Consider the following 14,250-nt stretch of genomic DNA (forward strand, 5'->3'; position numbering starts at 1 on the left):
ATGTACAACATGATCTGATCATTTAGTGGCCCTGAGCCGTAGCGAGGTCCCGGCCCGCGTCGTATGTTGACGCGGGCCGGGACTGGTTCTTACCTCAGCGCCAGCCCTCGCCGCACAACCGTCGCGGTGCCGAAGCCAGGGCCGCGGACCAGTGGGGCCCGGGTACCCGCGTTCCGGCGCTGCTGATTGCCAAGCGCTTCAACAAGTCGGGTGTCGCGCATGAGGATTTCGACACCACGTCGATCCTGCGACTGCTCGAGAAGCGCTTCGATCTGGAGCCGCTGGTGACCCGTCCGGTGCGCAGCCTGTCGGCGGCGCTGAAGGCCGGCGAGGGCTGGCGCTGAGGTAAGAACCAGTCCCGGCCCGCGTCAACATACGACGCGGGCCGGGACCTCGCTACGGCTCAGGGCCACTAAATGATCAGATCATGTTGTACATGATCTGGAACGATGTTGCCGCCGGCCAGCGCGTCGCTTTCCGGACCGGGGGCGAATGGCAGGGCATGTGTCGCGCCCTGGATGTCGACCTGAAGGCCGGTCGTGGCCGAATGGCCGTCGTTGTCAACGGCGGATACATCGAACAGAAGATCCGTGCTCGGAATGCTCGTCTTCTCGTCGTAGGTGATGTTGTTGACCGTGAAGGTGGGATGGCCGGATTCCGCTCGATCATAGTCGATCTGAACCTGATTGAACGCCTTTCCAACGTAGAGCGTGTATGTCTGCGTCGCGTTGTCGAAGGTGTAGGTGTTGATCAACGACGTGTTATTCGTTTCCTGTACTACGATGCCGGCGCAGCCGCTGGCTGGTTTGGGAACACAGATGCTGAAGTCGTGAACGCAGGTGCTGCCATCGAGTACCTTGAAAGTCAGCGTCGCAGTGCCGCAATCCTGCCAGTGTGCGAGAGTGAAATCGACCTGTGACTGTTTCTCGGTGAATGCGAGATTCAACCGCTCGGTGGGGTCGATTTGCTGGCCGTCATCGCCTACCGCGATGCCGTCGCTCGATGCCGTGACGTCAATGGGATGACCGGCGCAGTCAGCCCCTGTGACAACGAGTTGTGCGTCCGGAGCCGTGAGTTGCGGCGAGCCGCCGTCCGAAGCGCCGAAATCGGAGCCGGTTACGGTGACGTCCTTCAACTGCTCGACCTTCTCGAAATTAAAGCAATAGGTGCCGTCCGGATTGATCAGGAGTGCAAAGAGCGGATCGCACAGCGCACCGCCTGAATCCGTACGGTACGCGTCCAGTTCGACGCCGCCACCGGCCGCATGGGTCGAATAGTAGAACGTGTAGTCATCGCCATGTCCGGTGACATGCACGGAAGTGACGCCCTCGCCGAGGTTTGAGGTCGCCAGGTCATATCCCGTGCTGCCGACCTCGCCGTCGTGGATGGCGACGTGCATTGCGCCCTCACCATCTGCGCCGAAATTGACATCGTAGGTGCCGGCCACGGCCTGATCGTCGTGAGCGGCGATGACGGTCACCGGGAAGCCACCGATTGTCGGACTGTCTTCCGTAATCGAGAGCTGCTTGCCGAGATCGATACTGGCGCTCTGGAAGTCGCCGTCCTTGTCCGTGATCGTTGCAGTCAGACCTATGATGCCGGCCGCAAACGACAAGCTTTCGGCGTCGGGATTGGTGCAAATCGGCTCTTCGACCGCCCGATACTCGGTGAAGTTCACGTACCCTGTAGCCGGATCGAGCGTGATGGTGAACGCCAGTGTGCCGTTCGCCGTGCCGACATGACCCTCGATCGTGTTGCCATTCAGAACCAGCACGTCGGTGCAGCCGGTGTGCGAGTCGATCAGGCCTGACGGGGTGCCGTTGCCGCCGGCGATCGTCAACGCGTAGCGGACGGTCGCGCCGTCGGCGCCTTGAACGGAGGTGAACGCCGTCGAGAAATCGGCTGACGTCGTCGTCAGCGCTGCATCCGGCGCCGTGCCCGCGATGTGATCGTCCAGCGCCGTCGCCGTCAAATGTGACTCGCTCAACGACAGCGATGGCGCGGTTCCGCTCGCCTTGATGCTCGGGCCGTCGTCCGTGATCGTGAGCTGTTTGCCAAGATCAATACTCGCGCTCCGGAAATCTGCGTCCTTGTCCGTGATCGTCGCCACCAGGCTTATGAGGCCGGCGTTCAACGCCACAGCTTCCCCGCTGTCCGGACTGGTGCCGAGCGGCTGCTTCACCGCGCGGTACTCGGTGAAGGTCACTTGCCCGGTGAGCGGATCGAGCGCGATGGTGAACGCCAGTGTGCCGGTGGTCGTGCCGACATGGCCTTCGATGCTATTGCCATTCAGAACCAATATGTCGGCGAGGCCGGTGTGGGAGTCGATCAGGCCCGACGCGGTACCGCTGCCGCCCGCGATCGTCAGCGCGTAGCTGACCGTCGCACCATCTGCGCCTTGGACCGAGTGGAATGCCGTCGAGAAGTCGGCGGAGGTCGTCGTCAGCGCTGCATCGGGTGCAGAGCCGGCGATGTTGTCGTCCAGCGGCGTTGCCGTCAGATGCATCTCACTCAGCGTCAGCGAGGGAGCTGTTCCGCTTGTGCTGATGCTTGGGTCATCTTCGATGAAGGTCAACCTGCTGCCGAGGTCGAGGGTCACATCCTGGGAGAGGCCGTCCTTTATCACGGTCGCAATCAGGGTTACGATTCCGGTCGCCAGTGACACGGCTTCGTTGTCGTCGGTGTTGGTGCCAGGCGGCGCCATCGCCGCCCGGTACTCGGTGAAGGTCACGTACCCCGAGGCTGGATCGAGCGTGATGGTGAATGCGAGCGTGCCGCCGGCCGAACCGACGCGGCCTTCAACGGTGTTGCTGTTCAGAACCAGCACGTCGGCGAGGCCGGTGTGCGAGTCGATCACCCCCGACGCCATGCCGTTGCCGCCGGCGATTGTCAGCGCGTAGCTAACCGTCGCGCCCGCCGCGTCCTGTGGGCTGGCGAATTTCACCGAGAAGTCCCCTGATATCGTCGTCAGCGCGACGTTCGGCGCGGAGCCGGCGATGTTGTCGTCTAGCTGCGTCGCCGTCAGATGCGTCGCGCTCAGCGTCAGCGACGGCGCCGCTCCGAAGGTCAGCTTCGGCGGTGTCGGTGGTGGCGGATTGAAAGTGACGATGAACTCGGGGGGGACCACCTGCAGAGGTGCGAGCTGATTTGGCGCCTGCGAAGGGTCAGGCGCAATGAAATTGATCGGTTGCAGCAGGGGCGACCCTTGATAGGCGGGCGTGCTGGAACCTTTTGATCCCGATCCCTTCTCGAGATTGGCAAGCGCCTCCTGCTGCGCGTCCCGCAATTCCTCCATGTGTGCGGGGCTATTGGTGACCTGGCTCACGCTGACCGACGACCCCCTTGCGGTCAGGATGATCGTCTGTCCGGGATCATCGACGATGATGTGCCGTGGATTGGCCTCCTTGGTCACGAGCTCGAATATGCCGTGGTGGAGGTCCTTGTAGTTGATGTTGTCGTCGTCCAGGAAAGTGACGTTCGGCTCCGCAGCCCAGGCGTCGTTCAGGAGCGAAAAGGTTAGTGCCGCGAACGACAGCATGCCGAGGCCGCTGGCCCGAATGGTGCCAACAGGCGTGTCCGAGATCAGGACGTCTGACCCTGCCAGCCGGCCGCCAATGAAACGGACGATGCTCCTCGCCTTCGCGAGCAATCCCGGCCGCCAGCCGCTGCAAGAGATCTGGGCCGGATCACCCAACTCCAGCCGGGCGCCGGCCGGCAGGTTGAGCAGCGTGCCATCGGTCAGGCGGATATCGACCCGCCCGCCGGCTGCGACCTCGATCACGTCGCCCTGGCAGACGGGATCGCCAGCTGCGGCTTGCATGGCATTGCCGCCGGCACGGGCGATAGTACCGCAGCCGATCACCGTCTGAACGGTACCAACCACTCGGGGCAGCTGGCCTGAAACGGCCATGCACACGCCCCCGAACGCTACGTCGGACGCGACTAACATCTGGCTTTTCGCCCGCTGAACAGCTCAGGCGGAAGGTGGTGCCGCAGTTTTTTTAGTCTGGCTTGCGCGCGCTACGAGGTGAAAAAAACCCACACCGGCCAGTCACAGGCTTGTCCGCCAACGTTCTGATTGAAACTAAATTCGGTAGTAAAAATCGAATTCCGGTACTGCAGTAGCCCCTGCGGAAACGACAGAAATGCTGTCCTTTATCGCGGGTTCTGCCCCACTAAATTTAGTGTATAATCACCAAGCGGATTGTCCACCTATTAATTTTTATTCGAACTACGACAGGCCTTTAGGCCTGTCTGCAGCAACTCGTTCGGCATTCATGGTCCTGCGGTCTCGGCCCGGGGATCACCCATCGCGCCGCGACAATATATCTTCTCAAAGGAGGGGATCGTGCGGATACGTTTCATTGTTGAATTGCTCGCAAGCATCCTCCTTACGCTCGTGACTCTGTCCGGCCAAGTGCTGGCGCAAACCGAGCCGGCTCAACCGGCGGTGGAGAACTCTTCGGCGAAGCTCATCGGGAAGGTCGTGACCGCGAGCGGATCGGTCACGATCGAACATCCCGGTGCAGTGGTGGTGCAGGCCGCACTGTCCGATCCGCCTAAGACTAAGGTTGGCGACCCCGTCTATCTGGGCGACGTGGTGCAGACCGGAGCCGATGGACGGGTCGGGATCAACTTCACCGATGGCACCTCGTTCAACCTGTCGAGCAACGCCAAGATGGCCATGACCGAGTTCGTCTACGACCCGAACGGCAAGTCGAATTCGACCTTGTTCAAATTGGCCAATGGAACGTTCACCTTTGTTGCCGGCAACATCGCGAAGACCGGCGACATGAAGATCGACACGCCCGCCGCAACGATGGGCATTCGAGGCACCACGCCACGCATCGAAATATCGGACGATGGAACGGTCAGGTTCGCGACGCTCGTTGAAGAGGGCAAGAGCAAGCTTCTGAAGAAGCCCGCGACACGTGCGTCGCAACCCGAGCAAAATACCTACCACAGGTTCAATCCGAACATTTGTCGAGGGTGCTAGGCAAGCAGGGCGTCGATCTTGAGCGGCTACTCACGGACATCGGCGACTGCGTGTTGCGCCAAACCGGAGACCGGCACGAAGCTTCGTGCAGGTATCGCTGCGAGTGGCGGCCTGACGGCACTTTTGATCCTGCTGCTGGCCGCATCGCCTGCGGTTGCGCAGAACCCGAAGTCGAATGGCAGCTATCTCCGGAACATCGGGCTATGCAGCGGCCTCGATCGCACGCCGGCCGACGCGCGCATTGCTGCGTGCACGGCACTGATCGATGCTGGTGAGGACATGATGCCGGCTGGCCTCGCCATCGCCTACAACGACCGCGGCAACGCCTATGCCGCCAAGGGCGACTACGACCGCGCCATCCGTGATTTTGATCGATCGATCGAACTCAATCCGACCTACACCAAGCCATTCAACAACCGCGGCGTGGCCTACCTCGGGAAACAGGATTACGATCGCGCGACCGACGCTTTCGATCAGGCAATCAAGCTCAACCCGAATTACGGCGAAGCCTTTGCCAACCGCGCCGGGGCCTATCTGAAAAAGAACGATTACGCGCGTGCCGAGCAGGACTACGGTCAGGCCATTCGCCTCCAGCCCAACCTTGCAGGCGTGTGGAACGGTCGCTGCTGGAGCCGCGCTATCCTCGGCGCGTTGCAGGAGGCGCTGCAGGACTGCAACAAGGCGCTGCAATCGGGGTCGACCAATGCTGCGACTTACGACTCACGTGGTCTGATCTATCTGAAGACCGGCGAGTTGCGCGCGGCCGTCGACGACTATAGTTCCGCGCTTCGCATCGATCCGAAGCTGGCCAGCGCGCTCTATGGACGCGGGCTGGCCAAGCTGAAACAGGGCGACAAGGCCGGCGGCAACGTCGACATCTCGGCGGCCAAGGCTATTCAAGACGGCATCGGCGACGACTTCAAACGTTACGGTGTGCCGTAGACGCGCTTGCTGACGGAGGCCGCAGCAAGGGCGCCGGCTTGAGGCGGTAGCCGCCTGTGCGGTGCGGCCGGCTAGTTCATGATCTCGACCGTTGCCGAACGGCCGGCGACCAGCGCGATCCGATCCGGCAGGCGATCGAGCGCGATGCGTACCGGGACGCGCTGTGCGAGCCGAACCCAGCTGAAGGTCGGATTGACGTTCGCGAGCAGGTTCGCGCCTTGCCCACGGTCGCGATCCTCGATACCGGCCGCAATGCTCTCGACATGTCCGGTGAGCCGGACCGGCTCGCCCATCAGCCGGACCTCTGCCTTGTCGCCGACGCGAATGCGCGCGAGCTTGGTCTCCTCGAAATAGCCTTCCACATGCAGCGTATCGCTGTCGACCAGGGCCATCACGCCCTTGCCCGCGGTGACATAGGCGCCGGGCCGCAGGTCCATATTGGTGATGGTGCCGTTCACCGATGCGTGTACCTCGCTGCGATCCAGGTTGAGCTGCGCGACGGCGCGATCGGCGACCGCCTGGTCGTAGGCGGCCTTGGCCTGCAACTGCGTGGCCAGAACCTGCTCCTGCTTCTGCTGCGACACCGCATCGGTGGTCAGCGCGCTGTAGCGTTTGAGGTCCGAGTCAGCCTGGTCCAGCGTCGCGCGATGACCGGCGACCGCCGCATCGGCCTGCTGCAACGCCAGGGCAAAGCGCGCGCGGTCGATCCGGAACAGGATATCGCCACGATGCACTTGCTGATTGTCCTTGACCAGCACGTCGGTCACGAAGCCGGATACATCGGGAGCAACCTGAACCACGTCGGCGCGGACCCTGCCGTCGCGGGTCCACGGCGATTCCATATAATAGACCCAGAGCCCGTGAGCGACGGCGAGCGCGGCGACGAGCGCGATCGCGGTCAGCGCGACCCGGCCGAGCCAGGCGAAATTCCCCTTCATGGCAGAAACTCCGAAAGATAAACGACGACGCCCAACAGGCATACGTACAGTGCGAAATTGAACAGCGCGCGATGCCAGACCAGCCGGTAGAGCCCGAAGCGCTGCATGATCCGGCTGATCCCGGCACTCAGCGCGTAGGCAACGATGAGCCACAGCAGCAGCGCCGGGACTAGCACGCCATAGATGTCGATCTCATACCTCATGCAGCAAAACTCTCCTCGGGCTGCGATCGATACGCGGGTGCGTCCGGAAACAGGCCGCGGCGGATACCGACGAGGCCGAGCAACGCATGGTCCCGCGCACGCGCATTGGGATCCTTGACGACGGCGGTCAGCGCCGCATCGATGCATGTCAGCAGTTCGGTTGGCATTGCCTCGTCCGCATGGGCGCGAAACGCCGCCGCGAGATCGTCAAGCATGTCGTCGATGGCACGTACGGTCAATGCGGCGAGGCCGTAACGGGCTCGCCTGAGGTCGATGATGTTGAGCCCGATGCGCAGCTGCACCAGGCTGTCGGCATCGCGGCGGTCGCTCTCGGAGATGAAGGCGATACGCTGGACCAATAGTCCGAGCCGATGCAGCATCAGGCCGGCAAACTGCGCGCGATCGCCGCGGCCGCGCCGCTCGGCCGCGTCCGCGAGCGTCTGCCAGCTCGACGACATCAGCCGCTTGGCGATCCATTCGGCGCCGACGCCGCGCGCGACCCGCGTCACGATCTCTGCGATGACGATACCGAGGAAGAAGGCGACGGAGCTGTTGGCAAAACTGGCAAAATCCGCGCTGTAGGTCGATTGCAGCGCGAGCAGCGTCGCAGTGTTGACGGCGAGAGCCGAGCCGATCGGCGCGGTTTTCGGCCGTGCGATCAGGAGGCCGTATGTGAGAAAGGTTGGCGCCAGCGCGGCGATCAGGACCTCGACGTGTGAGATGCCCGGCACCAGCGCGAACTGATAGATCGCGACGACGACGATGGCGACCAGCGAAAACAGGCCGAAGGCCCGGATGCTGCGCGCCGGCTCATCCCGCGCCGCGAAGAAGCAGCACGCGACCGCCGCCATCATCGGCGCCGAGGCGCCATCGGGCCAGCCGGTCGCGATCCACAGAGCGCAGCAGATCAGGATCGCCACCGCTGCGCCTGCGGCCGACCACAGCGCCATGCCGTGGTCGCGATGACGGACCGGCGCGGCCCCCGACTCCGGGTGGAACGCCAGCGGCACGGTGGAGATATCCTGGCCTGCGGCAATCGCATCGCCCACTGCGCGGCAGTCGGCCGAGATGTCGACGAGCTCACGTAGCCGGAGCAGCAGGCTGATCGTGATAATGCGCTCGCGCGGCGCGACGCCGTCGAGCGCGGATTGCCGCTCGGCGATCGCGGCGCGGATCTGCTCGCCGGATTGCCGCTGGCGATCATCGTCGACGATCCATGCCGCGAGATCGTCGATCAGCCGCCGGAGCTCCGGCTGCCTTTGCAGGGCCGCCTCGCCGAGTGCGGCAAGCCGGTCTTCGATCGACGTGATGATCGGCAACAGCATCAGCATGCGCAGTCGGACTTCTCCGAGGCCACGCACGGTGCCGACGTCAGCCAACCTGTCATAGGCGAGATGGGTCGCCAGCGTATCGATCTCGACGATGTCGATCGCAAGGCGGAGGCGTTGGGCCCGGCGCGTCTCGCTGGTCCCGCGATCCAGCAGCACGTCGCGGGACAGGCGTCGCGCATCCGACAGCCAGCTTCTGACGCGGCTGCCGACCGCCGGCGCGACGCTGCGGGGAAACACCACGGTCGAGACCAGGCTCGCACAGATGATACCGAGCGAGATCTCCTCGACCCGGGCCAGCGCGACGTCGAAGATGCTGCCAGGCGCGGCCACCGACGGAAAGCCGATCAGCGCGACGGTATATCCGCCCAGCATGAAGACATAGCTGCGCGGCGTGCCGTCGAGCAGCGATAAATAAAGGCAGAGTCCGACCCAGAGCGCGATCGCGAGGCACAAGAGCTCCGGCGCATTGATCAGGTTCGGCACCATGGCGACCGTCATGGTCGCGCCGACCAGGGTGCCGCTCACGCGGAAGAACGCCTTCGAGCTGGTCGCGCCGGCCAGCGGCTGTGACGTGATGTAGACCGTCGCCATCGCCCAATAGGGGCGCGGCAGATCGATCGCCAATGCGATGACCAGCGCCAGCATCGACGCGGCGAACGTCTTCAACGCGAAGATGAGATCCGCGTGGCGGACCAGGAACGGCTCTTCAGCGTGCATGACTATCTCGCCTCGGGAGCAGTCCTGGCCGGAGCGGTCTTGCCGTCCTGCAGGCGGCTCGCTCGCTCGTCTATGCGCTGCAGCGTCTCGAAGGTTATCGCAAGTTCCTCGCTGCCGATATCCTTGAGCACGCTGGCCCGCACCCGGCGCAGCACCCGATTGGTCTCCTCGACCTTGGCTTCGCCGGCCGCGGTGAGATGCAGCGTCTTGGCGCGCCGATCGGTCGGATCCTCGCGGCGCTCGACCAGTCCCTCGGACTCGAGCAGATCGATCAGCCGCACCAGCGAAGGTCCTTCGATCCCAAGCTCGTCGGCGAGCACACCCTGGCGGACGTTCTCGCCCTGCCGCGACAGCACCAGCAGCGGGATCGCCGTCGCGTAGGACAGGCCGTGATCGGACAGCGCCTGATCCGACTCGCGACGCCAGATCCGGCCAAGCCTGGTGATCAGGCGGCCGATCTCGGCATGGACATGGGATTGCGACGGAGGCATGCAAATTAGATAGGATACGAACTATTAGGATGCAATCATATTGCATCGAAGGCGTGGATGATCACGCAAATGCGATCACGCGTGAGAGGCCGTCAGTATTTCTGTACGGTCGATCGAAAGACGATCCAGATTGCGACCGACAGAAGCCCCAATCCGCCCAGCATCAGAAAGGGGGACCATAGCCGACCCATTGCGCGATCCAGCCGCCGAGCGCCGGGCTGAGCGAGGCACCGATTCCCTGTATCGTGATGACCGCGCCTTGTCCGAGATTGACGCAGCCGGTCCCGTTCAGCGATCGCGCGACCTCGCCTGGAGACAGAGATTGCGCGGGACCGCTTGTTACCGCATCAGCGTGTAGGCGAGATCAGCGTGTAGGCGAGGACGATGACCACGAGTGCGATGATCGCAGACGTGATCATCATCCCGTAGGGACGCGCCCGTATCGCCTGCGTTGTCTCCGCGGTACTTGCCGGAGCTGGCTCAGCGGGACCTTCTCGGACCATGGTTGGCGTCCTGCTTGTGACAACATGGTCCGACGCGGCCGATGCAGCTTCGTTCCTAATTGTGTCGCAGCCGAACCGGGTCGGCTTAGGAACCTCGCTCCGAGGGCATTGTTGAGGCCTCATTCGAAGGCGCGCGGGCGCGCTGCACTGTTTGCGCAAGGAGGAGATGATGGGATTGGCTCAATATGCGGTGATTCCAGCCGGCGAGGAGTGGGGCGTCCTGCACGACGGCAATCTCAATGCCGGATACGCCACCAAGGAAGCTGCATTCGAGTCGGCGGCGGCTGCCGCTGCGCTGGCAATCAGGCTGGGTCACGAGGTCCACGTCAGCGTTCCCGGACGCGATGAGGGCGAGGCGGCCCTCACCAAGCAGCCGGCATAGCTACGAACTGCGGCTGCCGCCACGTGTGCTGAGACTCATAAGACCGTCAAATTAACCAGGAAACTTCAACGATTTCGGTGCGCGTTGGACACATAAGATTGTCTCGTGAGACTCATAAGAGTGTACTGCCGGCCGGTTTGAGACTCATAAGAGCGTAACGGAATCGCCCGCGACTACTATGCACCTATCAAAGGTTGCAGTCCGACTTGCGAGAGGACGCCTTCGCGCGGCGACCGCCTGCGCACCCGCCAGCTCGCAACTTAAACCGCCGTAAAATGAGGGCCGCCGCCAGGTCGCGCCTGAGAACTTAACCACGCTGCCTGACGGCCCTGATAAGATTGCTGGGCCACTAACGGCGGACCTTAATATCTGTTATGACGTATATTGTTGTGATGAATAGACGTTAAGGCAGATATTCGTATGACGGCATTGTTCAAGACGTTGAAGCGAGCCCGGCTTCAGCTAGGGCTGAGCCAGGAGAGTTTGGGCCGAAAACTCAAAATTCCGCAAAACCACATTTCCGCAATGGAGTCCGGAAAGGTCGATGTCCGTGCCTCAACTCTAACTTCTTGGGCTCGAGCGGTCGGACTAGAACTTCTGATCGTACCGAGAGTGGTGGTCCCGGCGGTCGAGCATCTCAAGAAGAGAATGACCAACTCCACTGGCGAAATAGAAGAGGGACCCGCACCAGCCCTCTACGAAGTTACCGAAGTCGACGATTAAGTCTAACGCCACTCTCCCCGGACGCTCCGGAGTGCTCAGGATCTTTGCGCCTCGCTGAGAAATGAAGAAAATTGCACTTCGAACTTTGAAATTTAGGATTCCTGCACCCGATTGAAGGATTTTGCACCTTGCCAGATCTGCGCGACTTCCGATCGAGGAAAACCACTGGATATTTAGGGTGGCCGGTCGTATCCCAACCAGTGGAAGGCTCGCTCGCGAAGGCAGGCTAAGGGCTTTGCGATTGCTGCTATGTTATTGATATCGCGTCGATTATACTATTATCGCAAGAATAGTATAGCTCTCGGGCGATCGGAACATGTGCCCCAAACCTGAGGATGCTCGGGTTACGTCGTGCGGGATCCGGTTGACCGCCGTCCCTTACATGGCTCGCGATGCGATCGGTGGCGCCGTCCACCGCGGGGCCGACCGCTTCGCCAGGAGATTCAGCTAGTCACAGGTCTTGAGACGATGTCAGAGAAATTTGAAATTGAAATCGAGCCCTCGAGCACTGGATCTTCCTTTGTTGTCGTCACGGACATGGCGAGCGGCCGCAGGCTTTCGGGTTCGACAATGCTCTCTGCGTTGGACATGATCGCGATTCTGATTGAGGACCACCGCGAACGAAGAGAAGCCGACCCGGTGGATCAGAAGGTTGAGGCCGAGAAACAGCGACGACGACATCATTTGACACAGAGAGCACTATCCGTATTTGACAGCGCGCTGGACGCAAAGGCGTGGTTGATGACGCCTACGGATAAGCTTGGTGGTCGGCGTCCCTTGGCAGTCGCGGGGAGCAGCGACAGCGGCTTGACCGACGCTGAGATTTTGTTGGGTCAGCTGACCAAACAGGCGGCATCCGATGACGGTGTACCCGAGCAGCAGGCTAACATCTGCTTGGCTAGGAGCGCGCTTTAACTCAGCGGAAACCGTTTCGAGGGCCTGACGCTTATACTCTTCCGTAAATACCGACGGTGACCTTTCATTTGAGACCTTCGGGGTCAGTGAGCCTACTAGCCCTTTATTACCGCGTGCCACAATGAATGGACGCCTGTTGGCGCGCGCGCCCGAGCTCGTGGCGTCGAGCGGACGGTCGTGTCAGTCACTGAGGAATAGCGGGCTGCACGATCTTTGCGCCGATAGTTTGAAAGATTCAGACCGGCTCGGCGGCGCGCCACCCGGCAACGCAGGCGAAGTCAGCAGTCCAGGCTGCGGAAACCCAGGGCGACCCAAGCTGAGCGTTTCAGTTAGCGCTGCGCCTTCCGACAGTTGGCCGCGGGGGGGGGGTAGCGGTTCGTTAGCGCGGCAACCCCGGGGACCATGTATCCTGCAATTCCACGACCAGGTCGTCCGATATTATTGCGACCGGAAGCCGCCTCCCAGGCACGAAGGCCGCGGCCGAGAGAGAGCCGCCGGCACAAGCGCCAGTGTCCACGTTGATGCTGTTGCGTCCAGGGACCGGCACGCCAGCGACGATCGTATGTCCATGAACGATATACCGGCCGACGTCGATATCGTCCGGATACAAGGTTCGTGAATACATCAGCTTGGCTTCGGTCTGATGGTCAAGCGACACGGCCGGATCAATGCCTGCGTGCACGAAAAAGCGCTCGCCATCATCGTGCGACAAGGGCATCCCCTTGATCCAGTTCGAGAGACTATATGGAAGCTGGTGTGGATACATGACACCGTAATTCCACAGGGTGACCTGACCTCCATTCTTCAGCCATGCGCTCGCACTGCGCTCCGGGCGCTCCAGCGCGGCAATCAGCATGTCCTCGTGGTTCCCCTTGAGGCAAATAAGTTGCTCCGGACCGTCCCAATTCACAAGCCAATCGACAACTCCCCGGCTGTCTGGGCCTCTGTCGATGTAATCCCCCAACATCACGAACTTCGTGGGACGTCCATCGGCGTAACTCCGGCAGGACGCCAACGTGACGCGCAGCATTTCCAGGCATCCGTGGATGTCCCCAATGGCGAAAGTAACAAGGTCGTCGTTGTTGGACATGCCGATGATTATCTTTCAAACCGAGAGAGGGTTCATACGATGACTGCTACAGGAATCCACTGTTCTGACCCCGCTGCTGCGCGACACAGAGCGCCGCACTTTGAAGCCAATCGTTGTTATGGTCTGCCCATGGTCGACGAAGCTGAAAGCTCGGGATCGGACTCAGTCTCATCGGTGCGGATCAGCTGTCGGATTTCATCGTCGAAGGCAAGTATCGCGCGCCTTCCTAGACCGTAGTGGACATCTTCCACTGTGCCGCCGATGTGCCCAAGATCGGCCGAGTCGATATAGGAAGTTGCCTTGGCGCCAATTCTTACCAACGCCCTTGTCGATGGCGTTTGAACTGATGTTCCCCCGAGCTCCGTTGCTGCGTCCCAAACCACGCGGCCAATGCCGGCATCGACTTCCTCCTGAGGTTTCGGGGGTCTTAGCTTCCGGCCCTTGAGCGGCGACAAAGCTTGCCCGAGCGGGCGGTCTGCATAGTCGTACGCCAACAAGACTTTGCGGCCGAGTTCTACCAGACACTTTTTGTTTGGCATTCGCATAAAGACGACCCCTTGACGTCTGAGATAGTGGCAATGGAAGTTACTGGCGGAGCCTGCAAAGAGCAAAGCTACAGAGCCCCGATAGGCCGGCCTCAAATCAACGTCGAGTTATTGGCGGCGCGGCTTTCCGGCATTTGAGGTCGATCTGTCATGTTGGTGCTTCAGGTGCATTTTCTCGTCGGGCGGCACTGCAATGCATATATCGGTGATGGGCCGACGCTGCGCAGCATCCGATCGTAGCCAAGCCTCCAAAAACGCCCACCAAGCCACTTGAACTTCGTGATTCCTGTAAACGCCGAGATTATCCGGATCTCGCTGTCGCCAGTCGCCACTGCTAACGTCGATCCTATAGACACCGGCGGCATGCCCAGCGGGAGCAACATACGCTTCCGCCCACTTCTCGAACGCTGGGCGAGCATAGCGCTCCTGCTCAACAGTGTTCGGATGATGCCAATGCGAGATCGTGGTCCCGCA

General features: G+C 61.7%; 12 protein-coding genes and 1 pseudogene. 6 read left to right on the top strand and 7 right to left on the bottom strand.

What is annotated here, in order from left to right:
• Window positions 1-131: 131 nt before the first annotated feature.
• Window positions 132-344 (top strand): annotated as a pseudogene (locus FNJ47_RS24100) (alkaline phosphatase family protein); the annotation flags it as partial.
• Between the two features lie 68 nt (window positions 345-412).
• On the opposite strand, the gene FNJ47_RS24105 reads toward FNJ47_RS24100, so the two are convergent.
• Window positions 413-3,820 (bottom strand): DUF5801 repeats-in-toxin domain-containing protein, encoded by a 3,408-nt coding sequence (locus FNJ47_RS24105; protein ID WP_163157573.1) that lies wholly within the window; start codon window positions 3,818-3,820, stop codon window positions 413-415.
• Between the two features lie 528 nt (window positions 3,821-4,348).
• Here FNJ47_RS24105 and FNJ47_RS24110 point away from each other — a divergent pair.
• Together FNJ47_RS24110 and FNJ47_RS24115 are read left to right on the top strand one after the other, a co-directional pair.
• Window positions 4,349-4,996 (top strand): FecR domain-containing protein, encoded by a 648-nt coding sequence (locus FNJ47_RS24110; RefSeq protein ID WP_175068412.1) that lies wholly within the window; start codon window positions 4,349-4,351, stop codon window positions 4,994-4,996.
• 18 nt (window positions 4,997-5,014) lie between these two features.
• Window positions 5,015-5,938, top strand: coding sequence for a tetratricopeptide repeat protein (locus FNJ47_RS24115; protein ID WP_347341708.1), 924 nt, complete (start codon window positions 5,015-5,017; stop codon window positions 5,936-5,938).
• A 71-nt stretch (window positions 5,939-6,009) separates the two neighbouring features.
• On the opposite strand, the gene FNJ47_RS24120 is transcribed toward FNJ47_RS24115, so the two are convergent.
• Genes FNJ47_RS24120 through FNJ47_RS24135 form a run of 4 tightly spaced genes read right to left on the bottom strand, consistent with a single transcriptional unit; the run spans window position 6,010 to window position 9,618 of the window.
• The gene (locus FNJ47_RS24120) at window positions 6,010-6,876 is read right to left on the bottom strand and encodes an efflux RND transporter periplasmic adaptor subunit (protein WP_163157575.1); all 867 of its coding nucleotides are present in this window, start codon (window positions 6,874-6,876) and stop codon (window positions 6,010-6,012) included.
• Complete coding sequence (locus tag FNJ47_RS24125; RefSeq protein ID WP_163157577.1) at window positions 6,873-7,079, bottom strand: DUF1656 domain-containing protein; 207 nt, start codon at window positions 7,077-7,079, stop codon at window positions 6,873-6,875. The genes FNJ47_RS24120 and FNJ47_RS24125 overlap by 4 nt, the downstream gene beginning before the upstream one ends.
• Window positions 7,076-9,127, bottom strand: coding sequence for an FUSC family protein (locus FNJ47_RS24130; RefSeq protein ID WP_163157579.1), 2,052 nt, complete (start codon window positions 9,125-9,127; stop codon window positions 7,076-7,078). The genes FNJ47_RS24125 and FNJ47_RS24130 overlap by 4 nt, the downstream gene beginning before the upstream one ends.
• Window positions 9,128-9,129: 2 nt before the next feature.
• Window positions 9,130-9,618 carry a MarR family winged helix-turn-helix transcriptional regulator gene (locus FNJ47_RS24135; protein ID WP_163157581.1) on the bottom strand — a complete coding sequence of 163 codons (489 nt, stop codon included), beginning with the start codon at window positions 9,616-9,618 and terminating at the stop codon, window positions 9,130-9,132.
• 672 nt (window positions 9,619-10,290) lie between these two features.
• Here FNJ47_RS24135 and FNJ47_RS24145 point away from each other — a divergent pair.
• The 3 genes from FNJ47_RS24145 (at window position 10,291) to FNJ47_RS24155 (ending at window position 12,141) form a co-directional block, all read left to right on the top strand.
• The gene (locus tag FNJ47_RS24145) at window positions 10,291-10,503 is read left to right on the top strand and encodes a hypothetical protein (RefSeq protein WP_163157583.1); all 213 of its coding nucleotides are present in this window, start codon (window positions 10,291-10,293) and stop codon (window positions 10,501-10,503) included.
• A 420-nt stretch (window positions 10,504-10,923) separates the two neighbouring features.
• On the top strand, window positions 10,924-11,226 hold the full coding sequence (locus FNJ47_RS54760) for a helix-turn-helix domain-containing protein (RefSeq protein WP_163157585.1): 303 nt from the start codon (window positions 10,924-10,926) through the stop codon (window positions 11,224-11,226).
• A 468-nt stretch (window positions 11,227-11,694) separates the two neighbouring features.
• Window positions 11,695-12,141 (top strand): antitoxin Xre/MbcA/ParS toxin-binding domain-containing protein, encoded by a 447-nt coding sequence (locus FNJ47_RS24155; RefSeq protein WP_163157587.1) that lies wholly within the window; start codon window positions 11,695-11,697, stop codon window positions 12,139-12,141.
• 379 nt (window positions 12,142-12,520) lie between these two features.
• Here FNJ47_RS24155 and FNJ47_RS24160 read toward each other — a convergent pair whose 3' ends face one another.
• Entirely contained in the window at window positions 12,521-13,231 is a 711-nt protein-coding gene (locus FNJ47_RS24160; RefSeq protein WP_163157589.1) for a metallophosphoesterase family protein, read from the bottom strand.
• A gap of 116 nt (window positions 13,232-13,347) precedes the next feature.
• Complete coding sequence (locus tag FNJ47_RS24165; protein ID WP_163157591.1) at window positions 13,348-13,770, bottom strand: hypothetical protein; 423 nt, start codon at window positions 13,768-13,770, stop codon at window positions 13,348-13,350.
• Between the last annotated feature and the right edge of the window lie 480 nt (window positions 13,771-14,250).

This window comes from Bradyrhizobium uaiense, assembly GCF_010811875.1.
GTDB classification, from domain to species: domain Bacteria; phylum Pseudomonadota; class Alphaproteobacteria; order Rhizobiales; family Xanthobacteraceae; genus Bradyrhizobium; species Bradyrhizobium uaiense.

What these genes read in the sequence shown, in the direction of transcription:
- FNJ47_RS24105 (WP_163157573.1), bottom strand. Translation starts at nt 3,820, where the DNA reads ATGCAAGCCGCAGCTGGCGATCCCGTCTGCCAGGGCGACGTGATCGAG.
- FNJ47_RS24120 (WP_163157575.1), bottom strand. Translation starts at nt 6,876, where the DNA reads ATGAAGGGGAATTTCGCCTGGCTCGGCCGGGTCGCGCTGACCGCGATC.
- FNJ47_RS24125 (WP_163157577.1), bottom strand. Translation starts at nt 7,079, where the DNA reads ATGAGGTATGAGATCGACATCTATGGCGTGCTAGTCCCGGCGCTGCTG.
- FNJ47_RS24130 (WP_163157579.1), bottom strand. Translation starts at nt 9,127, where the DNA reads ATGCACGCTGAAGAGCCGTTCCTGGTCCGCCACGCGGATCTCATCTTC.
- FNJ47_RS24135 (WP_163157581.1), bottom strand. Translation starts at nt 9,618, where the DNA reads ATGCCTCCGTCGCAATCCCATGTCCATGCCGAGATCGGCCGCCTGATC.
- FNJ47_RS24145 (WP_163157583.1), top strand. Translation starts at nt 10,291, where the DNA reads ATGGGATTGGCTCAATATGCGGTGATTCCAGCCGGCGAGGAGTGGGGC.
- FNJ47_RS54760 (WP_163157585.1), top strand. Translation starts at nt 10,924, where the DNA reads ATGACGGCATTGTTCAAGACGTTGAAGCGAGCCCGGCTTCAGCTAGGG.
- FNJ47_RS24155 (WP_163157587.1), top strand. Translation starts at nt 11,695, where the DNA reads ATGTCAGAGAAATTTGAAATTGAAATCGAGCCCTCGAGCACTGGATCT.
- FNJ47_RS24160 (WP_163157589.1), bottom strand. Translation starts at nt 13,231, where the DNA reads ATGTCCAACAACGACGACCTTGTTACTTTCGCCATTGGGGACATCCAC.
- FNJ47_RS24165 (WP_163157591.1), bottom strand. Translation starts at nt 13,770, where the DNA reads ATGCCAAACAAAAAGTGTCTGGTAGAACTCGGCCGCAAAGTCTTGTTG.